The 21,833-nt window shown below is 45.9% G+C and carries 21 protein-coding genes and 3 pseudogenes; 19 read left to right on the top strand and 5 right to left on the bottom strand.

Features of this window, described 5'->3' with window-relative positions:
- Positions 1-200: 200 nt before the first annotated feature.
- The 17 genes and pseudogenes from NQ564_RS01380 to NQ564_RS01300 all read left to right on the top strand — a co-directional run bounded on the left by NQ564_RS01380 (position 201) and on the right by NQ564_RS01300 (position 14,676).
- Complete coding sequence (locus NQ564_RS01380; RefSeq protein WP_008151842.1) at positions 201-1,544, top strand: hypothetical protein; 1,344 nt, start codon at positions 201-203, stop codon at positions 1,542-1,544.
- Positions 1,545-1,596: 52 nt separating this feature from the next.
- On the top strand, positions 1,597-2,382 hold the full coding sequence (locus NQ564_RS01375) for a hypothetical protein (protein ID WP_008151843.1): 786 nt from the start codon (positions 1,597-1,599) through the stop codon (positions 2,380-2,382).
- 156 nt (positions 2,383-2,538) lie between these two features.
- Positions 2,539-2,946 (top strand): helix-turn-helix domain-containing protein, encoded by a 408-nt coding sequence (locus NQ564_RS01370; protein WP_050771060.1) that lies wholly within the window; start codon positions 2,539-2,541, stop codon positions 2,944-2,946.
- Positions 2,943-3,392, top strand: a complete 450-nt coding sequence (locus tag NQ564_RS01365) for a helix-turn-helix domain-containing protein (RefSeq protein WP_008151846.1) — start codon at positions 2,943-2,945, stop codon at positions 3,390-3,392. Before NQ564_RS01370 ends, NQ564_RS01365 begins: the two co-directional genes overlap by 4 nt.
- Positions 3,389-4,456, top strand: a complete 1,068-nt coding sequence (locus tag NQ564_RS01360) for an AAA family ATPase (RefSeq protein WP_008151848.1) — start codon at positions 3,389-3,391, stop codon at positions 4,454-4,456. Before NQ564_RS01365 ends, NQ564_RS01360 begins: the two co-directional genes overlap by 4 nt.
- Positions 4,457-4,514: 58 nt before the next feature.
- Positions 4,515-5,399: a toprim domain-containing protein gene (locus tag NQ564_RS01355; protein ID WP_008151850.1), complete on the top strand. Its 885-nt coding sequence runs from the start codon at positions 4,515-4,517 to the stop codon at positions 5,397-5,399.
- 232 nt (positions 5,400-5,631) lie between these two features.
- Positions 5,632-6,081, top strand: coding sequence for a hypothetical protein (locus tag NQ564_RS01350; protein ID WP_008151853.1), 450 nt, complete (start codon positions 5,632-5,634; stop codon positions 6,079-6,081).
- A gap of 1 nt (position 6,082) precedes the next feature.
- Positions 6,083-6,409, top strand: a complete 327-nt coding sequence (locus NQ564_RS01345; RefSeq protein WP_039848333.1) for a DUF4134 domain-containing protein — start codon at positions 6,083-6,085, stop codon at positions 6,407-6,409.
- A gap of 74 nt (positions 6,410-6,483) precedes the next feature.
- Entirely contained in the window at positions 6,484-6,849 is a 366-nt protein-coding gene (locus NQ564_RS01340) for a DUF4134 domain-containing protein (RefSeq protein ID WP_008151856.1), read from the top strand.
- Positions 6,850-6,861: 12 nt separating this feature from the next.
- A complete protein-coding gene (locus NQ564_RS01335) occupies positions 6,862-7,158 on the top strand; it encodes a DUF4133 domain-containing protein (RefSeq protein ID WP_008151858.1) in 297 nt (98 codons plus the stop codon).
- A gap of 107 nt (positions 7,159-7,265) precedes the next feature.
- Positions 7,266-8,633, top strand: a pseudogene (locus tag NQ564_RS01330) (TraG/VirB4 family ATPase); the annotation flags it as partial.
- 227 nt (positions 8,634-8,860) lie between these two features.
- The gene (locus NQ564_RS01325) at positions 8,861-9,697 is read left to right on the top strand and encodes a helix-turn-helix domain-containing protein (protein WP_177909364.1); all 837 of its coding nucleotides are present in this window, start codon (positions 8,861-8,863) and stop codon (positions 9,695-9,697) included.
- A 14-nt stretch (positions 9,698-9,711) separates the two neighbouring features.
- The gene (locus NQ564_RS01320) at positions 9,712-10,824 is read left to right on the top strand and encodes a site-specific integrase (protein WP_008151864.1); all 1,113 of its coding nucleotides are present in this window, start codon (positions 9,712-9,714) and stop codon (positions 10,822-10,824) included.
- A gap of 14 nt (positions 10,825-10,838) precedes the next feature.
- Positions 10,839-11,243, top strand: a complete 405-nt coding sequence (locus NQ564_RS01315; RefSeq protein WP_008151866.1) for a helix-turn-helix domain-containing protein — start codon at positions 10,839-10,841, stop codon at positions 11,241-11,243.
- Between the two features lie 11 nt (positions 11,244-11,254).
- Positions 11,255-12,007, top strand: coding sequence for a hypothetical protein (locus NQ564_RS01310; protein WP_039848389.1), 753 nt, complete (start codon positions 11,255-11,257; stop codon positions 12,005-12,007).
- Between the two features lie 364 nt (positions 12,008-12,371).
- The gene (locus NQ564_RS01305) at positions 12,372-13,922 is read left to right on the top strand and encodes a mobilization protein (RefSeq protein WP_039848334.1); all 1,551 of its coding nucleotides are present in this window, start codon (positions 12,372-12,374) and stop codon (positions 13,920-13,922) included.
- A gap of 469 nt (positions 13,923-14,391) precedes the next feature.
- Positions 14,392-14,676, top strand: a complete 285-nt coding sequence (locus NQ564_RS01300; RefSeq protein ID WP_008151875.1) for a hypothetical protein — start codon at positions 14,392-14,394, stop codon at positions 14,674-14,676.
- Between the two features lie 48 nt (positions 14,677-14,724).
- On the opposite strand, the gene NQ564_RS01295 is transcribed toward NQ564_RS01300, so the two are convergent.
- The 5 genes and pseudogenes from NQ564_RS01295 to NQ564_RS01280 form a co-directional block, all read right to left on the bottom strand.
- On the bottom strand, positions 14,725-14,982 hold the full coding sequence (locus NQ564_RS01295; RefSeq protein WP_039848335.1) for a hypothetical protein: 258 nt from the start codon (positions 14,980-14,982) through the stop codon (positions 14,725-14,727).
- 104 nt (positions 14,983-15,086) lie between these two features.
- Entirely contained in the window at positions 15,087-15,368 is a 282-nt protein-coding gene (locus tag NQ564_RS01290) for a hypothetical protein (protein ID WP_008151879.1), read from the bottom strand.
- Between the two features lie 8 nt (positions 15,369-15,376).
- Complete coding sequence (locus NQ564_RS01285; RefSeq protein WP_117852450.1) at positions 15,377-17,695, bottom strand: carboxypeptidase-like regulatory domain-containing protein; 2,319 nt, start codon at positions 17,693-17,695, stop codon at positions 15,377-15,379.
- Between the two features lie 383 nt (positions 17,696-18,078).
- Positions 18,079-18,369, bottom strand: a pseudogene (locus tag NQ564_RS19295) (hypothetical protein); the annotation flags it as partial.
- 14 nt (positions 18,370-18,383) lie between these two features.
- Complete coding sequence (locus NQ564_RS01280) at positions 18,384-19,112, bottom strand: DUF5036 family protein (RefSeq protein WP_008151886.1); 729 nt, start codon at positions 19,110-19,112, stop codon at positions 18,384-18,386.
- Positions 19,113-19,681: 569 nt separating this feature from the next.
- On the opposite strand from NQ564_RS01280, the gene NQ564_RS01275 reads away from it, so the two are divergent.
- Both NQ564_RS01275 and NQ564_RS01270 read left to right on the top strand, forming a co-directional pair.
- Positions 19,682-20,164, top strand: coding sequence for a hypothetical protein (locus tag NQ564_RS01275; RefSeq protein WP_008151888.1), 483 nt, complete (start codon positions 19,682-19,684; stop codon positions 20,162-20,164).
- Between the two features lie 312 nt (positions 20,165-20,476).
- Positions 20,477-21,820 (top strand): annotated as a pseudogene (locus tag NQ564_RS01270) (TraG/VirB4 family ATPase); the annotation flags it as partial.
- Positions 21,821-21,833 lie beyond the last annotated feature (13 nt).

Here is a 21,833-nt window from a genome sequence, read left to right as displayed (position 1 = left end):
GCGAAATTATCCCCGACATATCTTATCTTTGCGAATCGGAGGTTTCGGGGCGAAAGAGAGCGATTTTCTCCATTTTCCCTCTGTTTTGAGACAGGCAACGAAGAAAAGTGTTAAATCTTCGATTTCCAGCGAAAAAACAAGTAAATTTTTGAGCCTTCTATCTTTTAAACCATAAACCACTGATAACTAACCAGTCTAATATGCTGTATCGCCAAATAACCAATATCGGATTTACCGATTTGCTGGAGGATTATGTGCAAAAACATGAGGAAGAGATCGAGTCCGCCTATGTTTGGGTGCTTAACAAGTATGTGAAACAAATGCGAGATTTGCAGTCTCTCTGTGATAAACAGAGCGTCAAAGAGAGAGGCCCGTATAAAGATTTGATAGCATCGTTGGCCAACGAGCAGGTTGCGACTTTGCTGCAAAGAGCGGTTGATGCGGGAATACTGGATTGCCATTACCAGCCTACCCTCCAAGCAAAGACCATGCAACTAAAAATCATCGCCTTTGCGGTATCGTCTCTTTGTGGTTTTCCCCGTGCCTATGCCCATTTCGAGAAGCAATGGAACCGGGAAGGAAATCGAATCGCCACATGTCGTATGCCCAGACGTCATGTGGAATGCTATGAAGCGGCCAAAACCCTTTATCCCGAAGTGGATTTCTCCTCGTTCGAGCCGAAACATGAGATTGCCACTTTTTATGTTCCGCAAGGCGATGACGACATAATAGAAATGTATAATGACCTGATTAAATTCGGCTATATTGCGCCGGATACGGATTTATCCGTATTCTTGGGAATCTTTGACAAGAAGAAGTTCCGGAAACCGGTGGAATGGATAAAGGGGCAACGTCAGTTGGCCTATTTCGTCTATCTGGCTTTCCAGAAGTTCAACAAAAAGACCTTGTGGATAAAAGGCGAGACTTGTTTCCGTGTCAACGGGAATATTCCCCACAGGGCGAGTTTTGTTACGGGGTACAGCTACCTCAAACGGGCCGGCTGGATGAATAAGTACGATGTGAAGTTACAAGCGATTTGCAATAAGTTCAATCATATAGAGGGGAGTGTAATGCCCCACGAAGGCACGGACGAGCGACTGATACATACAAGCCGGTGCGTATTTTATAGCACCAAGGGCGACAAGGAAAAACAGAAGATGTATTCGGATCTTGCAGAAGGAGGATACATCGCACCGGAAACGTCTTTTTCCATATTCGAAGGCATCTTTGACGAAACGAAGTTCACGGAACCCGTTCAATGGACAAAGAGCCAAGCACAGCTCATGTATTTCGTTCAACTGGCGTTCAAGGCGGACAACCCTTTCGACGTATGGAGAAAATGCGTCCACTGCTTTTGCTTTCCGGGCGGAGCAAAACCGAACCGGGGCAGCATGAACAGCAATTTTCGCTCTATCAAGAAAAAGGGGTTGTTGGACACGTTTAACATTGAATTGAAAAGGATAGCTAACAACTATACTTGTAAGGATATGGACGTTCCCGACCAAACGGGAGCGTTTATATTCAGCAATTTAACACCAAATTAAATCAAAATGACAAAGAATTTTCCTTTGCACCTCTCTCTTTTTGAAAAGAGCGATGCGGGGCTTCCGAGGGATGCCTGCGCAGACCGGTAAACAAGGGCTATTCCGGTTGGTCAAGCAAGCCCAAGAGTCGTACACTGCCGAGGTTTTGACTCATCAAAAGAGTTACAGGCGATATGTACTTGATTTTATACATTCCAAGCGCTATCACGATGAAACAGATGCTTGGAGTAAGAACGAGCATTGGAAGAATTACCGTACCATTGCTGATCTGTTAAGCGACCACGAAGAGTTGGTACGCAAATATTTCGAGCGGGCCGTGTTCGACGAAAACAGCATTTCCGATTTGCTTAACGAGTTCTACACCCTCGACCTGCCACAGACAGACGTCCCGGAGAACATTCTGGAAGGCACTTCGAATCCGCAATCAACAACATCATCATCTTTCATTTTCAAGCCTTCACTTGACAGGGCCACTATTGACCTCATTGTACAACTCGTCAATGAGGTCAATTTGTTTAAGGAAAAGTTGAACGCGGACGATGTTTTCGCCCATTACGAAACGGACACGTTGCAGGCTGTCACGTCGAACAACAATACCCGGTTGGCTCTGGCGTTCGACAAGCTGGCTTCGCATGGCATCATACCCTACCATTGGCAATCCTTTATCGCGAAAAGGAGGCTTATCATAAGTTCTTCGGGTAGGAAGTATCTCGACCAGCACGATCTGTCCTCTACCCTCAATCGGATAAAAGACATGCAGCCCGGCATCTCCGAAAAGAAACTTCTGGCTGTCATCGACAGGTATGTAAAGCTAATCAAGAACAAAGAAGTCCAATAAAAGAAACCCGATTTGTTGATAGTTGTATCGAGAGATACGTTGACACTCAATAATATCAACATCGAAGGCCGGACATACACTTTTACCTTTGCCCTCCGTAATCGATTACACTACGGAGGGTAAACTTCTTTTTGTCAAATCAAATTTTACAAAACAATGAGACATAGAAAGACAACAATGGGAAACAATGCGTTTTCCAAATACATGGCTCAAATGGAAGAGATTATCTCCATGATGACATCGGAGAAACCCATTGAACGTATCAAAACGTTGGAACGGAAAATCAATGAGGTGGAAAAAATCAAATCCATCGAGGCCAGTATCAGACAAATCAAGGAACAGATGTGGACTGTCAAAGAAACGCTTACGATTCATGAGGCATCGGTCTATCTGGGTGTTTCGGAGAGCTATATCTATAAGCTCACTTCATCGAAACAGATTCCCCACTACAAGCCTAACGGCAAGCTGGTCTATTTCAACCGGAAAGAGTTATGCAAATGGGTTATGAGAAATCGAGTACAAACAACCGGGACTACACCCCGCACGGAAAACGAAGCGTTATGAATAGAAAAGAGATTGACTTATTGCTCTCGCGAATCGAAGGGCTTAAAGCCTTTCTCGAAAACAACTCTCTGGAAGGCTTTAAGCAAGAGGTATTGAGAGTCGAAAAGTTCCTGCAACGGTTCGGTTCTCTGAACGAATTGCTGTCCCATCTGGCAAGGGTGGAAAGAATAGCGTATATGGCAAAAGATTTTTTGAGCATAGATGAAGTAGCGGCTTATCTGCAAGTATCCAAAAGCTACGTTTACAAGCTGACCTCTTCCAGAGAGCTGACGGTGTACAAACCCAATGGCAAGAACATCTTCATTCTTCGGAATGATCTGAACGAGTGGATAAAACGTAATCCTTGCCTGTCCAACGAGGAAATCGAGAAGCAGGCGAACATCATGGCTTATCTATTGGATAAGGATAACAAACAAAAACAAATCAAGAAAGGAGGGAAACGATGAAAACAGATATGGCTTTACCCGATAATCACCGTATTGACGAAGAGAAATACCGGTCGCTATTGAAATACATCCGGTTGAGCGTTACCGAAAAGTATGACTTCCCGCAGGAGATCGTACAGATAGACGGCGTGACCATCGCAACGTTAGGCAATTTCAGTGCATCTACCGGAAAGCCCAAAAGCAAAAAGACGTTCAATGTCAGTGCCATCGTCGCGTCCGCCCTTTCGGGGAAAGAGGTATTGAAATACAAGGCAGAGCTGCCTCCCTGCAAGAACCGTGTCCTGTATATCGACACGGAACAGAGCAAATGCCATTGCCACAAAGTCCTTCACCGGATATTGACCTTGGCCGGCCTGCCGACAGACCAAGAAAACGACCGGATAGAATTTTTCGTCCTCCGCGAATATACTCCCGACCAGCGTCGGGACATTATCCGGTGGGCGCTTCACGAGGAAGAGAACATCGGGCTGGTTATCATCGACGGTATCCGCGACCTGATCCATGACATAAACAGTCCGAGCGAATCCCTCGACATCATCAATGAACTTATGAGATGGTCGAGCTATTACGAGTTGCATATCCATACGGTTCTGCATTTGAACAAAGGCGATGACAACACGAGAGGACACATCGGTACGGAGCTGAACAACAAAGCCGAGACAATCCTGCAAATATCGAAAAACGCAGAGAACGGCAAAATCAGCGAAGTCAGGGCCATGCACATAAGAGACCGGGAGTTCACCCCTTTCGCATTTGAAATCGGGGACGATTCTCTTCCGCACTTGGTAGAAGACCACCAGTTCAAAATGAGTAAAAGAGAACGGTTGTCGTCTTATACGGACATGACGGAGCAACAACATCGTTCCGCCTTGGAGGCGGCCTTCTCGGACAATGATGTTTCAGGCTACCAGTCCTTGCTCGATGCCTTAAAGAAAGGGTACGACAGTATCGGCTATTGCAGGGGGCGCAACACGCTGGTCAATCTGTGCAAGTTCCTTATCCAACACGACGCCATACAAAAAAACGGACGCGGGTACGTGTACAACGAGAATTTCCATATCTGACCATGCCGGTTTAGTTTGTGGATATATATAGTAGAACCATACTAAACGCTCCTTTCCCATGAATATATCAGAAGCAAAGCGAATCCGGATCGTCGATTTCCTGCAATCGCTCGGTTATGCTCCGGTCCGGGTCTGCAATCACCAGTATTGGTATTTATCTCCTTACAGAGAAGAACAGTCGGCATCTTTCAAGGTCAACGACTGGTTGAATGAATGGTACGACTTCGGTTTGTCAGAGGGCGGCGGCATCATAGAGCTTGTCATGCAACTCTACCGTTTGAGTACCGTGCATGAAGCTCTACGCACGATAGAGAGCCGGTTGAGCGTATCGCTTCCTGTCCATACCCGTATGCCTCGTTTCGACACCGACATCGAGGAAGCCATGAAAGACGTGCGGGTACTGGATTTGAACCACCACGCGCTGCTGTCGTATCTGCATTCTCGCAGCATAGATACGGACATTGCCCGGAAATACTGCAAAGAGATCCATTATGAATTGCGCAAGCGGCATTACTTCTCGATTGCCTTTGAGAATGTGTCCGGAGGGTATGAGATACGCAATCCTTATTATAAAGGTTGTATAAGGAATAAAGACATATCCTTCATCGGGCATATCGCAGAAGAAAGACAGAAGCACGTTTGCGTGTACGAGGGTTTTATGGATTTTCTGTCCTTTCTGACCTTGCAACGAAAAGGCGACACGGTTGCCTGCGTTCAAGTGCCGTGCGACCATGTTGTCATGAACTCCGTCAGCAACCTGAAAAGAGCCTTGCAGGTACTGGAACCGTATTCATATATCCATTGCTACTTGGACAACGACATGGCTGGGCAAAAGACCGTGGAGACCATCGTCGAGCTGCACGGCATCGGAGCGATCAACGAAACCGCCCGCTATGCCGAGTACAAAGACCTGAACGACTACCTGCGCGGGAAAAAGCGGTAAATCATCATCTGTCCCATTCCCCCGAAAGCTCTCCGACAGGAGGGCTTTTTTTATGCCTGCCTATCCTGTAAAAAAACGCCTTTAAGTATGAAATTAGAGTATGATTTTTATATTTTAGAAAAATATTTTCCCTAAAATAATGATTTAAGAATAAGTTTCTTTTGCGTTTTTAGATATAATACTTTTCTTTGCGATCATATTTTAATTAAAGTCTAATTTCATACTTAAACAGATGGATTCATACTTTATATTCGCCATTGCCCTAACGGTAGTGTATATCATCTATTATGCAGTCATCGTCGTTCAGGATCTTTATGGGAAAAAAGGGACGGATAAACCGGGCGAAGAGATTTTCGACCTCGATATGGAAGACACCACGGAAGAGAGTATCGACGTCTCGGAGAACGATACCGGTTTCAGTATCGGCAGCGAGAAATACGATACGGAAAATTTTCAACCTGCTTCCGAACCACCCCAAGAAACCGACACCGATCAAGGAGAGGGAGCCGCGCAGGAGCGGTTCGAACAACTGAAAGCGAAAGTCGAAGCACGGCTGGAAGATACCGAACCCTACCTGTCCGATCCGCTGACAGCTGAAGAGATGTATAAAGCAATGGTCTCCGGAGGACGGCTGGACGGGCGTGCCGAACTGTCATGGAAACCTATCAAAGATAAGCTGTAAGATGTCGAATACAAAGAAAATACTGTGTACGTTATGCTCCATTATTCCCTGTTCGGCAATGGCCAAAAGCGGCAGTGTGAATTACAGTTGGGGCGCCGACGCACTGGCCACGATGCACGATTTCGTAGTTACCAATATGCTGTATGTCCTGTACATCTGCTACGCTATCGCCTCGCTCTGTGTCATCGTATCCGCGCTCCAGATTTACATCAAGTGGAATGCCGGTGATCAGGACATTCTCAAGTCCATTATGACGCTCTTCGGGGCGTGTCTTTTCATTATCGGGGCTTCTATCGTTTTCCCGGCCTTTTTCGGCTACCGCATATAAGCGTCAGAACGATTCCCTGCCGCCGATAAGCCAATTCGGAACAACCATAATATTCACTTAAAATACAATCAAGCATGTTTCAGAAGACAAAAAAACTGATTAGAAAGATGATTTCTGCGAAAAAACCGCAGACGCTGATGCTGATGCTGCTGTGCGGAGTGACAACCGTCATGGCGCAGAACTCCGCCGGTGATTATTCAGCCGGTACAACCGCTTTGGCTACCGTAACGGAGGAGATTGCCAAGTATGTCCCCATTATGGTCAAATTGTGTTACGCCATCGCGGGGGTCGTTGCCATCGTGGGCGCCATCTCGGTATATATCGCGATGAACAACGAGGAGCAGGACGTCAAGAAGAAAATTATGATGGTGGTCGGAGCCTGTATTTTCTTAATCGCTGCCGCTCAAGCCCTTCCGATGTTCTTCGGTATTGGCGGATAAAGGTCTTGCACGATGAAAGGTAAGGACGAACGCTATCTCGACTACCCGCTTTTCAAAGGTCTGCAACGACCTCTGGAACTGATGGGACTGCAAGGCAGATATATCTATTGGGCGGCGGGTGCTGCCGGCGGTGCTATCGTCGGTTTTATCATCGCCTACTGTCTGATCGGGTTCGTGGCAGGACTGGTTACGCTGGTCGCTGCCTTATCGACGGGTATTGCGCTCATCATGCTCAAACAGCGTAAGGGTCTGCATACCAAAAAGAACAGACATGGTGTGTATATCTATGCCTATTCGAAGAAGTTATGACCTACGAAAGAAAAACCATCACGAACAACGTGTGGTCTTATTGATGTTGAACGCGGGCAGGTCCGCCTGAAGTTCAGGCGGGCTTGCCTTTATTTATGGATTTTGAAATGACTCTGTACATTATTCTGATCTTCATAGCCGTATGTACCGGCATGGCCATATCGGTCTATGCTTTCGGAACCGGCGGCAAGCGTAAACGTATCTTTCAGGACATTTACTATTCCGTGGAAGATACGGACGGCATAGGCGTATTGTACACCAAAAGCGGCGAGTATTCCGCCATCTTGAAAATGGAGAATCCGGTGCAGAAATACTCCGCGAATATCGACAGTTACTACGAGTTCACGCAGCTTTTCACGGCCCTTGCACAGACTTTGGGCGAAGGATATGCCATTCACAAACAAGACATTTTCGTCAAGAAACAGTTCGAGAACGAGACGGGCGGCAAGCACGAGTTTCTCTCGTCGGCCTATTTCCGCTATTTCAAAGGGCGCAACTACACGGACAGCGCGTGCTACCTGACGATTACGCAGGAAGCCAAGAAAAGCCGGCTGTTTTCGTTCGACAGCAAGAAATGGCGTGATTTTCTCGTGAAAATCCGCAAAGTACACGACCAACTGCACGATGCCGGCGTACAGGCGAGGTTTCTGAACAAGAGCGAAGCAAGCGAGTATGTGGACAGATATTTCGCCATGAATTTCAAAGACAAGGTAGTCTCCATGAGTAACTTCAAGGTGGACGACGAAACCGTCTCGATGGGCGACAAACGTTGCAAGGTGTACAGCCTTGTCGATGTGGATTGCGCAGCTCTGCCTTCTCTTATCCGGCCCTACACGAATATCGAGGTGAACAATACCGATATGCCCGTGGACTTGCTGGCCGCCATCGACAGCATACCGGGTGCGGAGGCAGTCGTCTATAACCAGATTGTCTTTCTACCCAACCAGAAACGAGAACTGGCGCTGCTCGACAAAAAGAAGAACCGCCATGCCAGTATTCCGAATCCTTCCAACCAAATGGCCGTAGAGGACATCAAGCGGGTGCAGGAAGTGATTGCACGAGAGAGCAAGCAACTGGTGTACACCCATTTCAACCTTGTGGTGGGGATAGCAGCGAACACCGATATACAAAAATGTACCAACCATTTGGAAAACAGTTTTTCCCGCATGGGTATCCACATCTCCAAAAGGGCATACAACCAGTTGGAACTGTTCGTGAGTTCGTTTCCGGGCAACTGTTACAGCATGAACGAGGAATACGACCGCTTTCTGACGCTTAGCGACGCGGCGATGTGCCTAATGTACAAGGAGCGTATTCTGCACAGTGAGGAGACACCGTTGAAAATCTACTACACGGATCGCCAAGGTGTACCTGTGGCCATCGACATCACGGGAAAAGAGGGAAAGAACAAACTGACAGATAATTCGAACTTTTTCTGTTTAGGGCCTTCGGGGTCGGGGAAATCTTTCCACATGGAGTTTCGGAGGGCAAAACGGCGACAAATGGCTGCAAAAATCGGCGTTATAATACCTTGATTTTCAGCTAATAGATTTTAACAAACGAGATTTTCGCCTGTTGGCGATTCGTCCTTTTCGGAGTATTTTTGTACCGCGATTGTACCACGCGAGAGGGGTCACACGGCACGACTTCCTTTCAGCAACGTGCAACAGCTTTCAAGAGCGTGCAACAAATTTCTTCGATAATGGACCGTCAAATTAAACACAATTTAACAGGTCAGCCCGGATATGACCGGGGCATGACCGACAAGCCTTTCCTCACCATCGGGGAAGTGGCGGACATCCTGCAAGTGAGCAGCCGGACAGTGTATAACCTCATTTACAAAGGAACTCTCCGGGCTTGCAGACTGACATACCACATCACAATCATCACCAGGGAGGATTTCTTTCTGATGATTAGAGAGACAACCTACTGCAAGCGGAGTGCTTCAATCTTCGCCAAGCAGGGTAAAAAGACAAAGAAGAAGATGAACGAAGATACACCGAACACTGAAAAAGACCTTTCCCAAAAGGAGGGAAAGAAGAAAGCGAAGGGCAGCCCGAAACGGCAGCTCATTCCGGCGGCTAACTACAAGCAGTCCGTGCGCGACACGTTCACGGAAAAAGAGAGTGCCGGAGGCGACCTTTATACGATGGCTGAGATATGCCGGAAATTCAATTATACCTACGGGCGATTTTACAATCTCCGTATGCGCTACTCGATACCCTGTGTCAAAGCCAATGCCACAAAGTGCTTCCCGAAAGCGGAGGTTGACAAGGCTATGGCTCAGGAAGCGGAACGGCTGGGAAGCAACCTATCGGAGCACTGGTATTCCTGTTTCGACATCATGCGCCTGTTCGGGCTGGGAAAAACCCAAGTCCGCAGGTTCGCGCTCACCCACGGGGTAAGGACGAAACGCATCCACGGCAACCGCCTCTACTACCTCAAAGCCGACTGGGACGAGGCACGGAAGGTGTCGGAGCGAAAGAGCGCAAGCACCAAAGCCAAGAGAGAGCCGGACAATGAATCAGACAACAATTAAAAATCACAACCGATATGACAAACATCTGCACGAAAGTGACGGTCAGGAAACGACCCATCAAGAACGGACAGGTATCACTTTACCTTGACTATTACCCGGCAGTGCGGCATCCCAAGACTGGCAAGCCGACAAGACGGGAGTATCTCGGCATATACATCTATGCCGACCCTAAAGACAAATTCGAGACAGAGTTCAACAAGACCATGCTCCGCAATGCCGAGCTTATCAAGTGTCGCAGAACCGAAGCCATCATCAACGAGGAGTACGGCTTCCTCGACCGCAACCGTGGCAAGGAGAGCTTCCTTGAATACTTCCGCTCAAAGATGGCTGACGACGACAATTTCAGGAACTGGAACACCGCCTACAAGCATTTTGAAAAGTATTGCTGCGGAAGCTGCACCTTCGATGATTTGACACTGGAATACTGCCAGGGATTCCTTACCTACCTGCTGTCGCTCACCACTCAGACAAAGGGCAAGATGATGGCTTCGACCGCCAACAACAACCTTAACAAGCTGAAATGCGTTCTCCGCATCGCCTACGAGGAAAGACGCATCAAGGAGAATATCGCCCCACGGCTGAAACACGCGAAGGAGGACAGCACAAGGCGCGAGTTCCTGACGCTTGAAGAGGTGAGGATGCTTGCCGAGACCCCTTGCGAGAAGCCTGTCATAAGGAGTGCCGCGCTGTTCTCCTGCCTTACGGGGCTGCGCATCAGCGACATCATCCGTCTGCAATGGGAGAACATCATAAGAGGAGCTGACGGCGGCTGGTGCATGCACATCGTCACCAAGAAGACACGGACGGAAGCAGTGCTGCCGCTGTCGGATGAAGCACTCGCGCTGTGCGGTGAGCGCGGCGAGGGTCAGGTGTTCAAGGGGCTGACAAAGACAATCCTTCCCCTCTATCTCAAAGACTGGATAAAGTCTGCCGGGATAAGGAAGCACATCACGTTCCACGGGTTCAGGCACACCTACGCGACCCTGCAACTCGCCGCCGGGACTGACCTCTATACCATTTCAAAGATGCTTACGCACAGCAACGTGGGAACGACACAGGTTTATGTCGATGTCGTGAGCGACCTGAAGCGCAAGGCATCCGAACAGATTACACTCAAACAGCAATAAACACACAACAGTATATGAACAACATAACATTTGAACAACTGCCGCAGGCGGTCTCCATGCTGATCGAAAAGGTGGGGCTGCTCACCGACAAGGTGGAGAAAGTGCTCGGCATGACACCTCAGCAGCATGGCGAGTGTCGCACCCTTCTCACCCTTAATGAAGTCGCGGCACTTCTCGGCAAATCGGCTTCCACCATCTATGCCATGACCTCCGACAAGCGCATCCCGTATCACAAAAGGGGCAACAAACTCTACTTCTTCGAGGATGAAGTCATCGCTTGGATCAAACAAGGAGGCACATCGGGAGTAGCCAACGAGAGTGATATTGAAAGACGGCTTGAAGAACTGCGCAACGGCAAGAAACGCAAGCCGGGAGCGTTGACGGACGGCAACAGCCGGATGTCCGCAGTAGCACCATAATGTCACAGACCATGAGCAACGAGATACAGAACATACACTATTGCACCATCCTTTCTGCCGGACAGTGGGATTTTCTTTTGGAAGGCAGGTTTTCCCCTCTCAGGCAAAAGTGCCTCTTCCGTCTGATGAATGGTGCTGTGCGGACAAGAACCGCCTATAAAATCAAGGGCATTGATATTGTGCTGGAGGTGGGACAGGTGGCGGCTTCCGATGTGGAGCTTGCGGAGTTTTTGGACTGCAACCGTAAGACGGTCGGCAAGCTAATCGCCAGATTCAACCGCCTCGGTATGCTGACCACCCGAACCAACAACCGCACTTCCGTTCATTCCCTGCATTTTCTCACTGGCTGGTATGTCGGAGGTGTCCTTATCACCAATCCCCATTATGTCAGACCTTCGGCTACCGCCAAAGGACAGACAGGCGATGTGCGGACACCTGTTTCCGACAGTCTGCCATCAGGGGATGAACTGGAAGCCGCAGCCGTTGACTGCCACACAAGAGGGAAGGAAACGGACAGCCAGGCGACAGGCGCGGCATCCCTTTATTCTTCTTATTCTTCCCTTCTTTTGTCAGCCAGTTCCAATCCGTCAGCCGATGTGCATGACGGCGACAGCCATAATCCGCCGTCCGATATGTTCATGGCGGACACAGCCGCAAATCGGTATATCATAGACAGTGGCGACATGGCATCCGGCGGAAACGGCGCAGGGAGCTACAGCGAGGCGCAGGACGGCACGGATGGCGGCGAGGTTACTCCGGCATAGGCTCGGCAGGTCGGGAAGCATAGGGAGCGTTTTTGAGCGGTACTCCGTTGTCGTGGGGTGACTGACTGGGCTTGTCCAGATATAGCCCACTATAACTACACGCTTCGCTTCCGTAGTTGTGGGCTCTCCCGAGGGGCTGGGCTTTGCCCCGTCCCACTTATGGCTCTGCCCTAAGAACCCGGTCGGAGGCTTTCAGTCCCCAACACCCCTGACCAAAGAGTGACCCTCTCTTTGGAAACTCCGCTCAGAGGTCTCTACCCCTGAGAACCCCGAGCAGGAAGTGACCCTCTCCCTGCACCCTCCGATTAAGGCTCCGCCCTAATGACCCTTTCCCTATTGTAAATCTGTAAACATCATCATGCCTATGGCACAGAAGACATCAATCAACATCAAGCCCTGCAACATCGGAAGCAGCGAGGCGCACAACAGGCGGACAGCGGAATACCTCGCACATATCGGCAAGGAAAAGTTCTATGTCCGCACTGACCTCATGGCGGCAAACGAGACATGGGTAGCACCTGATTTCGGCGGCACTTCGCTGTCGGAACGCTACAATCAGATAGCCGCGATGGTAAAGGAAAAGACAGGTCGGGCGATGCAGACCAAAGACCGGGAACGCGTGAACAAGAAGACCGGGAAGGTGACCGTCGTGCGCGGCAGCACTCCGCTCAAAGAGGGTGTCGTGGTAATCAAGAATGATACCACTTTGGAGCAGTTGCAGCATTTTTGTGAGGTGTGCAAGGAGCGGTGGGGAATCACGGCACTGCAAATCTTCATCCACCGTGACGAGGGGCATTACGGCACTCCCGGAGATACCGCCACATGGAAGCCCAACCTTCACGCCCATATCGTATGGGACTGGATGAACCACGACACCGGGAAATCCTGCAAACTGGACGAGAAAGCCATGAGCGATATGCAGACGCTTTTGGCTGAGTGTCTTGACATGGAGAGGGGCACCTCAAAGGAGCAGACGGGAAAGGAGCACCTTGAACGTGCTGACTTCATCATCGCCAAGCAGAAGCAGGAAGCCGAACAGGTAAAGGCGGAAAAGGAAGCAGCCGAAGCCGACAGGGATGCCGCGATCCGTGAGACGGACAATGCCAAATCCGAACATGAAAAACTCCAGATCAGGAACGAGGAGAAGCAGCGGCGCAGCGAGGAACTTGACAGCGAAATCGCCGAAAAGGAGGAACGTGCGAGAGAGGTTGACAGGGAGAATACGGACAGCATAAAGTCCGGCATCGCCAACCTTTTCGGCAAGGGCAAGTACGCAGCCATCGAGCAGGAGAACGAGAGACTGAAAGCCGAGAACGAACATATCAAAGAATCGTTCCCCGATGAAGTCAGGAAAGAGGTGGCGAAGCGGACAAAGGCACTGACCGAGGCGAAGCGGACGGTCGAACTGGAGCGAGACAGTGCTATGGCAATCGCTGACACTTATGAATCCGAGAGGGACACGGCTCTGCGGCAGCTCCGGGAGCAGAAGACCGGGGAGCAGCACCGCATTAGCATGGCGGTGAGCCGGGCAACGGCGGAGAAGGACAAGACCATAAGACAGTTGCAAGGTGCGCTGAAATCGAGCCGGGATATTCTGAATATCATCGCCGATATTCTCTACAAGGCAAGCGAGGTGTTCAGGCGAGCCATTGAAGCGATTATCCATTTCGCCACGGAACGGCACAAGTCAATCTTCTCTCCCTCCGAAGCCGCCGACATCAAGAGCGTCATGCAGAGCTACGGCGAAACCATCGAGCAGCGGAAAGCGGTCGGCACATGGCTCTGTGACTATGCGGAACACCGACAGCCCTTTGATGAAATAAAACATCGCCATACACTCAACGAGGTTGGCGATGTCGCGGAAGGTCGGTATGATTGGAAGATTGATAGAGGGCGAGGTGGAATCCTAAGATAGATTTTCACTTTTGAGGGTTGAATGTGTCAGATATTTGCTTTGCAACCCTGTTTATTGCTCCTTTTATATCATGCGAAGCTCCTGCAACCCCAAGAGAGGAATATGCGCCTTTGCATGATGCTACAGGACGCCCTGTATTATAGTCTATAAAATTGACTGTAACAATAGTCTCTTCGGGTTGCACGTTTATACAGGAAGCACAAAACGAGAAAGGAAGAAAAAGAGAGTAATTGATTGATAATGAGAAGTAATTGGCTTTGAATGTCTTTGGTTGCCGAGTGGGTGAAATGCAGTTTTTAGCGGATAAAAGCAAACATTCCGTTTCTATCCCGTTACCCATTTTAGGCGGAGCAAAACACAGCAGTTGAGTGCCTTTAAGTGGCTGACTATAACGCTGTTTGTCTTCGGTTTACATTGTTCAAATAACTCACAATGGAAGTAATTTTATCAACTTAAAAATGTGAGTGTTATGAGCAACGAATTAAAAGTGTCTTTTTACCTGAAACGGGAAAGTAGATTAGAAAAAAGTAGTGTCGGAGAAAACACTGCTTACCCGATAATTGGGAAAATCATTATCGGCAACAGTATCGCCCAGTTCAGTACCAAACTGAAAATAGAAGAACGCTTATGGCACGTCAAGTCAGGACGGGCAAGCGGAAAAAGCCATACGGCTGTCAAACTCAACCGTGAGATTAATAAAATTAATCTCACTATACACGCACCAAAGTTCGGCAGAACGAAGCAACAAAAATAGGGGAATCCCTATGGACTCCCCTAAAATAGATTTGTAAATTCATGTAAATTAACGATTTACAAAATCATCTTTTTTCATCTTCTTCTTGCGGCTTTCACGAACGATAAGATTTTTCAGGTAATCTAACGCTTTGGTTAAGTTGTAGGGCTTGCGTTTGAATACTCGTTCTTTTGACTTGTGGGCATCCCCGAACGTGAAATTGAATGCCTGCTCCAGAGCATGGGCGATATGAATATATGGAGCAGGATTTCCTTCTTCATTAAAGAACTGTCCTGAAAGTTCAAATGAAACAGCAAATTCTCCCACGCTATCAATCCCCAAGCCTTGCGACTTGGGGACGAAATATACTTTTGAGTTGTAGGGAATAACGTTTTTATTAATAAGCTGATTCGTTTGTCTAAATGTGAATTTCAGTAAGTCAATTTCAGACTCAAGAAATAAAATCGCCTTTCGCTGATAAGTTTTTTTGAGCCTATTTTTTTTTCCAACTCGCAAAGAGGTGATGTTCCCAGAAAATCAAGCTCAATACGAGTAATACTTAACATCCGAAATATTTCAGAATAGCTTTGTTTAGATTGACTAATAGTCTTTACCAACTCCATAAAGTGCGTATAAGCATCTTGCATTTCTTCATTTGTCACTTGTGAAGCATCAGACAATAGCCTGAATAACTTCAAATCTATTTTATTCATAATAGACTTTATTTGTAACTGCCTTTTATTCCATAATCCGCATCTTGATTATTAAGAGATTTGTTTCCAGAACTATGAGTTTTTCCAAAACTAAAATTCCACGTAAGAGTAGCAACGATGGTTTGTGAAGCACTACTGAAACTTTCCCGTCTGAAAGGTGCTTGATTATTTTTATTCTCTATCACAGTACGTGAAACATTCTTGAATGGATTGAACGCTCCTATACCAAAAGAGAAGTTATCGGTATTGTATTGAATGGCTAAATAATGATAATTACCACTCTTAATAACGGTTTCACCATACAGCTTCTCATCAAATGGCTGTATCTGAACGATAAACATCCATTTCTTATACATTGCCAAGACATTCGCACTATAATAGAAATTAGAGTATTCATGAGAATAATTGTTCCCTTGACTGTTGAAATGATTGTACCCACCTGTAAGCGAAAATTGCAGTATGTTTTTTATCATTCCCACCTTTAGGTTCATTTCTGCATTATACTTGTTCCAACTCTTCATATTTTCGGGTATTATCAGGAAAATATTACCTTGTTCTTTGACTGATTCCATGATGGGATTATGCTTGTAATGATGTCGTAGGTTAGCATTGAATGTAAACAAGCCTTTTTTGTGTTCGTAAAAAAGGTTATTGTTCAGATTGCTGTAAGGCTTTAATAACAAGTTTCCTCTTTCGGCAAGATAAGGGTCGAGCCTTATTTCCGTGTCAGTCAACTCAACTAAAGTCGGGTTGGTTTGGCTCATCTCCACATCGTAACGAATAAAAGAATTTTCATTTAATCTATATCCCAACATGGCTTTAGGCAAGAAGTTATAATAACTCTTATTAATTGAGATATTAGAAAAATGTACCCGATTAGCCTTTAACCCAAGAGAACAGCTGAATTTATCTTTACTGTGATTCCATTCTGAAAAAACGGAAGTTTCCATTTGATTCAAATCGGACTTAAAAACTCCATTTTGCTGAACTTCTTGTTTCGTAAACGATTGAATATGCTTTGCTCCAAATTTCAAACTGCCATAAGTAAAGCCCTTCTCGTAAATACCTTCTGCTATCAATGAATATTTATCAGATGACAAACCGAACTGCTCTTTGAAAAGAGTATTGGCATTGTCGTATTCTATATAATTACGACCTGTTTCTACTTTGGCATAACTCCCAACAATGTTGGCATAGACTTTTTGCTGATTCTTCAAACCACGCTCATAGTATAGGTCTATTGAAGGGGTATTTATTTTCTGACTAACGCCATCAAATATCTGCCCTATCTTTATGCCATTTTCTATCAAATTACTTTTGAAATCATTATGCGGATGATTTGTCAAAGCATACTTCAACTTTGCATTGAAGAATACCGAATCACTTTGTTGATAGTTATATCCGAAAGTAACATCATGCATCTGATATGAATAATCTCCACCATCTCCGATTTCATCTCTCTGTATCGGAGTTGAGTTTTCAAACTGATAGCTTCCGGTACGTGTCCGATTATTGCTATTGAATTTCTGAAAAGCGGTTGTGTAATTTAATGTATATTCCGACTTCCCTTTGTTAAACTTGGCGAAAAGCACATCGCCGCCCGCAAGAATATTCAAAGAGTTCATCAAGTCCACTCCGATAACACCACCCTTATCGTCCCTTATAACAATAAAATTAACGATTTTAGATGCTGCTCCATATCTTATTCCTGCGTAATCCAAATATTCAACCCGCCTAATTTGACATGGTTGCAAAGTCTGAATCTCTTCTGAAGTAACATTTACTCCATTGATTTGCAACATGACTTTCCCGCCATCGAAGGATGAAATCGTATTCGTCATTGGGTTAATGTTCAATCCTGGAAGCATCATAGTATTCAATAGTTGCATTCCGTTTGCCGAATGGTTAAGTTGTAGTTTTGTCGGAAAAACTATTCGCTGATTTATTTTATTGATTGTGGATGAAGCTGAAATAACAATCTCACCAAGCGACAATACACTTTCATTTAATAACACGTCTATTTCTGCCGATTCTGAAAGGTTTTGTAACAAGATTTTTTTAGCTTCAAAGCCCATACAAGATACCGACAATACGTAATCATCGGAAGTGAGGTTTGTAAATACAAATCTTCCAATTGAATCAGCTGTCGTTCCGTTTAGGAATACGGAATCCTGCTTGAATAGAACAACACTGGCGTATTCAACAGATTCTTTTGTGTTTTGATTAAGTACTCTTCCTGAAATGCTATTCGATTGTCCCGAAGCATTCAAACTTAGAAATAGGAAAAATACAGTAAGATATAATAAATGCTTTTTATTTAAGTCCATACTTGTTTTCTTATAAATGAATATAGACACAGATATAGCATCTGCATCAAAATCCTGATTAATAAATAATAATAGAAAATCCGCCCTCAGAAGATTTGAGGGCTATAAGAAAACTGAGAAAACCTTTCTCAGTATAGACTATGCACGGATTCTAAAGGTACGTGCTAATGCACAGCGTATGCTTGACATGATTTGTTTATACTAAATTTTATGCAAAGATAGGCTTTTTTCTGAAAAGTAATATCTTTGTATTGAGTTTTTTTGAAACAATGGAAAAAGAAAGCAGACCGAAGTCTTTCGTTCGTCTCTAAATCGTTACCCATTGTTTATTCTCCTTTCTTAAAGCCCTGATATTCAGCGGACAAAAATCCAATTTTGTACTTCACGTTTACGCCATACTTGACTAACAAAAGTTTTTCCTGTTGTGACGGTGTCAACTCGTAGATTCTGGCATCACTTACAAGTTTTAAGTGTGAGTTCTCCACAGCATCAAAAAGCTGAATCTCGTACTCCATCAACTCTGCCGGAATATGATAGGTGTCGTTATTGATTATAGATGCATACTCATATCGTGACAGGTTGACATTCGTTGAAACTGTAGACTTCGATGTAGTGCAAGCCGTAAACAATATTAAGGCAGCAAGTATTGAAAGAAATTTGAATCGATGGTTCATGATTCTGCATCGGATTATTCGAAGTCCAACAATACACGTGTATACACGCTCTCATAGCGGATCAAAAGTCTGACATCCGGCTGATGGCTGGTTAAATACGGATAAGTTATCACTATCTGATTTTCTTTTATCTCGAATTCGAGTTCATCAGTTAGGTTATTATATCCATCTGTGAAATAGGCATCTACATTCTTGTCAATATGGCAGCCTTTGGAGAACGTGAATGTCGCTCTTTCCTTGCCGTACCCGTCATTTTGATGGGTCCCGGAGAAATGGCTGTCCCATTCGGGAAGCTGTTTGACTTCGGGGAAACACTCAGTATAGCTGATTTTTGCTCCGGCTATATCTTTGTCCTTATCGTAAATCCATGAATCAACATAAACGTTGTAGTAGTTGGTGTTGATAGGAAGTGCCCGGTCTCCGGCAACTGTCTGAACCTTGTTGGCAAGAACAATCTGGTAGAAATTGCCGGGCGTAACCGCAATCTCCTGGGCAAGCTGCGATAGATTTGGGTTCTGATTGAAACCTCCTTTTCTACCGAGGTCTGCAATTCCACAATCATACGATGTGAAGTTATTGGAAGCATTGATGAAAACATCAGAGCCGCCAATGGTTGTTTCGCTATCTCCAATCATCATATTCAATGCGATAGCATTAGTCGGCATTTTCGGTTCATCGTCATCACTGCATGAAACAACAGCGATAGCAAGGAATGAAAATAGTGTGATTAAAAGTTTATTCATTTTTTACTTACTATATTCTCGATTGACTCTATCAAGAGGTTGATTCTATAAGAAAACGTGAGCCAACTATGCCACGTCTTAACTTGAAGGTCGTAGGAAACCATTAGGACAGATGTAACAATAGTGACCCACGCATATGCGAGGGAGTCACTATGCTAATCCTTGTCCCATTTGAAAGTGTCCTACGTTTTCAAGTTACAAGATTGAGCATAACGCTTCTTAATTTCGTATGTCTTGGATAGAGTTACCCCAATCCAAATACAAAGGTAATACAAATACCTTAAAGAACCTTCGTTTACAGGTAAAAATCAGCGTTTCAAAGCTCATTTTTCCTCTTTTTGTACCGCCATTGTTCCTCAAAGCGTCCAAAAGCCTGTTTTATAATGGCAAAAGATAATTCCTTGACAACTATCTCGCGACTCTCAGCCCTTCAAGGGATTTGTATCAAAAGGATTCCCTGTCAAAGCAAAAAACACGCCATGTTTTCACATCAACGACCTTGAAGATATTTCACTAATAAGGCAATAAACGCCTTTTATTTACGTTATTATAGAAAAATATCACTGATTATGAACAAGTATCTATTGCTTTTTATTTTGCCATTTCTTTCATTTGTAATGGTAGGTTGTAACGATAACGAAGACGATGTTGTGTTTGCACCGAAGTTGGAACTTTTTGGTGGAACTTGGGAAGTCGTTGACCAAGGCAACCAGAAGGTTTTTGAAAGAGACTGCATACTTGATATAACATCTGCTCAAATTTATGAAGGTTACGGAGGTTATCAGGGATATATCACCACTTACTTTCTCACAGTTGCCGGGATTCCGAAGCATGACAGAGTTTTTACTTTCTCTATCCTTGAAGTGGAGAACAATCAGCCATTGTTAGACGTGTCATTTCAAGGCGAACTTGATAGCGATGATGTCTGGGCAGGAAATTATCCATACAAAATAATCAAATTGACTGACACTGATATGTGGTGGCAGGTTAACACTAACGGAGATAAAAGCATAATAAAATTCAGACACCGTAATGACATCCAGATTGAATAATTAAGCGTCTTTTCGCACCACATACATGCTCCATAATTTTGCGGCACAATCCACAAGATTATGGAGCATATTTTTTGTCCTTTTTTAAGTACGTTTTTGTTTTGACCTAATTCCATGCGGCTTTTTCAATATGATAAAAAAACTTGTAAAATGTTAAGGTTTGGTTAAATCTTTCATTCAAAACACACGCCTTTCCTAATCCATTCACTCCCTCAAAGCAACTTTTTCACTCCCTCTTTTCTTTTAACGGATAGTTGTACCGTTATTTTCTTATGTAGCTGATTTTCAGCGATAAAAGTCATTGAAAATCAATTTCACATGAACTCGGTCGTGCGCCAGCTTTACGAGCAGAATACGGACGTGGTAATGGTCGATACGGGTAACAGCTACGAAGGACTTTGCGAGTATCTGGGCGGCAAGTATATCAGCTATACCGAGGAGCGTCCTATCACGATGAACCCTTTCCGTATCAACCGGCAGGAGTTGAACGTGGAGAAAACGGGCTTCCTCAAAAACCTCGTGTTGTTAATCTGGAAAGGCTCGCAGGGCACGGTCACGAAGACGGAAGACCGTCTGATCGAGCAGGTCATCACGGAGTATTACGATACTTACTTCAACGGCTTCGACGGTTTCACACCGTTGCAACGGGAAGATTTACGCAAAAGTCTGTTGATCGACGACCGTAACCGTTCCGACCGGCAGGACGAAGACGAGGGACAACGTGCCGAGCGTATCGAGCAGATGATCGACGAGATGGAGCGCCGGCGTAAGGAATTGAAAGTGCCGGAACTGTCGTTCAACTCGTTCTACGAGTTTTCCGTGCAGCGTATTCCCGACATCTGCGGCGAGAATCACATTTCGGGCATCGACATCTCGACCTACCGGTATATGATGAAAGACTTCTACCGGGGCGGCAACCATGACAAGACGTTAAACGAGAACATGGACAGCAGTCTGTTCGACGAGACGTTCATAGTCTTCGAAATCGACAGTATAAAAGATGACCCTCTCCTTTTCCCTCTTGTCACGCTGATTATCATGGACGTATTCTTACAGAAGATGCGTATCAAGAAGAACCGCAAGGTCTTGGTCATCGAAGAGGCGTGGAAGGCTATCGCCAGCCCGCTGATGGCGGAGTACATCAAGTTCATGTACAAAACAGCCCGTAAGTTCTGGGCTTCGGTCGGCGTGGTGACGCAGGAGATACAGGACATCATCGGCAGCGAAATCGTCAAAGAGGCTATCATCAACAACTCGGACGTGGTGATGTTGCTCGACCAGAGCAAGTTCAAGGAACGTTTCGACACCATCAAGGCTATTCTCGGCCTGACGGACGTGGACTGCAAAAAGATATTCACGATAAACCGACTGGAAAACAAGGAAGGGCGCAGCTTCTTCCGCGAGGTCTTTATCCGTCGGGGCAGTACCAGCGGCGTGTATGGCGTGGAAGAGCCTCACGAGTGCTACATGACCTACACCACCGAACGGGCGGAAAAAGAGGCTCTGAAACTCTACAAGGCCGAGCTTCGATGCAGTCACCAAGAGGCTATCGAGGCTTATTGCCGGGATTGGGACGCCAGCGGAATCGGCAAATCGCTGCCTTTCGCGCAGAAAGTAAATGCGGCCGGACAGGTATTGAACTTAACTGCAAAATAGAGGAACAATGAAA

Source organism: Parabacteroides johnsonii DSM 18315 (assembly GCF_025151045.1).
GTDB classification, from domain to species: Bacteria; Bacteroidota; Bacteroidia; order Bacteroidales; family Tannerellaceae; genus Parabacteroides; species Parabacteroides johnsonii.
Note: the sequence above shows the minus strand (reverse complement) of the source record. Positions and strands in the feature narration are given on the sequence as shown.

Coding starts and splice junctions, on each gene's coding strand:
- NQ564_RS01305 (WP_039848334.1), top strand. CDS start 12,372: ATGGCACAGAAGACATCAATCAACATCAAGCCCTGCAACATCGGAAGC.
- NQ564_RS01365 (WP_008151846.1), top strand. CDS start 2,943: ATGAATAGAAAAGAGATTGACTTATTGCTCTCGCGAATCGAAGGGCTT.
- NQ564_RS01310 (WP_039848389.1), top strand. CDS start 11,255: ATGAGCAACGAGATACAGAACATACACTATTGCACCATCCTTTCTGCC.
- NQ564_RS01320 (WP_008151864.1), top strand. CDS start 9,712: ATGACAAACATCTGCACGAAAGTGACGGTCAGGAAACGACCCATCAAG.
- NQ564_RS01350 (WP_008151853.1), top strand. CDS start 5,632: ATGGATTCATACTTTATATTCGCCATTGCCCTAACGGTAGTGTATATC.
- NQ564_RS01340 (WP_008151856.1), top strand. CDS start 6,484: ATGTTTCAGAAGACAAAAAAACTGATTAGAAAGATGATTTCTGCGAAA.
- NQ564_RS01280 (WP_008151886.1), bottom strand. CDS start 19,112: ATGAATAAACTTTTAATCACACTATTTTCATTCCTTGCTATCGCTGTT.
- NQ564_RS01380 (WP_008151842.1), top strand. CDS start 201: ATGCTGTATCGCCAAATAACCAATATCGGATTTACCGATTTGCTGGAG.
- NQ564_RS01355 (WP_008151850.1), top strand. CDS start 4,515: ATGAATATATCAGAAGCAAAGCGAATCCGGATCGTCGATTTCCTGCAA.
- NQ564_RS01315 (WP_008151866.1), top strand. CDS start 10,839: ATGAACAACATAACATTTGAACAACTGCCGCAGGCGGTCTCCATGCTG.
- NQ564_RS01335 (WP_008151858.1), top strand. CDS start 6,862: ATGAAAGGTAAGGACGAACGCTATCTCGACTACCCGCTTTTCAAAGGT.
- NQ564_RS01290 (WP_008151879.1), bottom strand. CDS start 15,368: ATGAATAAAATAGATTTGAAGTTATTCAGGCTATTGTCTGATGCTTCA.
- NQ564_RS01285 (WP_117852450.1), bottom strand. CDS start 17,695: ATGGACTTAAATAAAAAGCATTTATTATATCTTACTGTATTTTTCCTA.
- NQ564_RS01345 (WP_039848333.1), top strand. CDS start 6,083: ATGTCGAATACAAAGAAAATACTGTGTACGTTATGCTCCATTATTCCC.
- NQ564_RS01370 (WP_050771060.1), top strand. CDS start 2,539: ATGAGACATAGAAAGACAACAATGGGAAACAATGCGTTTTCCAAATAC.
- NQ564_RS01300 (WP_008151875.1), top strand. CDS start 14,392: ATGAGCAACGAATTAAAAGTGTCTTTTTACCTGAAACGGGAAAGTAGA.
- NQ564_RS01360 (WP_008151848.1), top strand. CDS start 3,389: ATGAAAACAGATATGGCTTTACCCGATAATCACCGTATTGACGAAGAG.
- NQ564_RS01275 (WP_008151888.1), top strand. CDS start 19,682: ATGAACAAGTATCTATTGCTTTTTATTTTGCCATTTCTTTCATTTGTA.
- NQ564_RS01375 (WP_008151843.1), top strand. CDS start 1,597: ATGCGGGGCTTCCGAGGGATGCCTGCGCAGACCGGTAAACAAGGGCTA.
- NQ564_RS01325 (WP_177909364.1), top strand. CDS start 8,861: ATGGACCGTCAAATTAAACACAATTTAACAGGTCAGCCCGGATATGAC.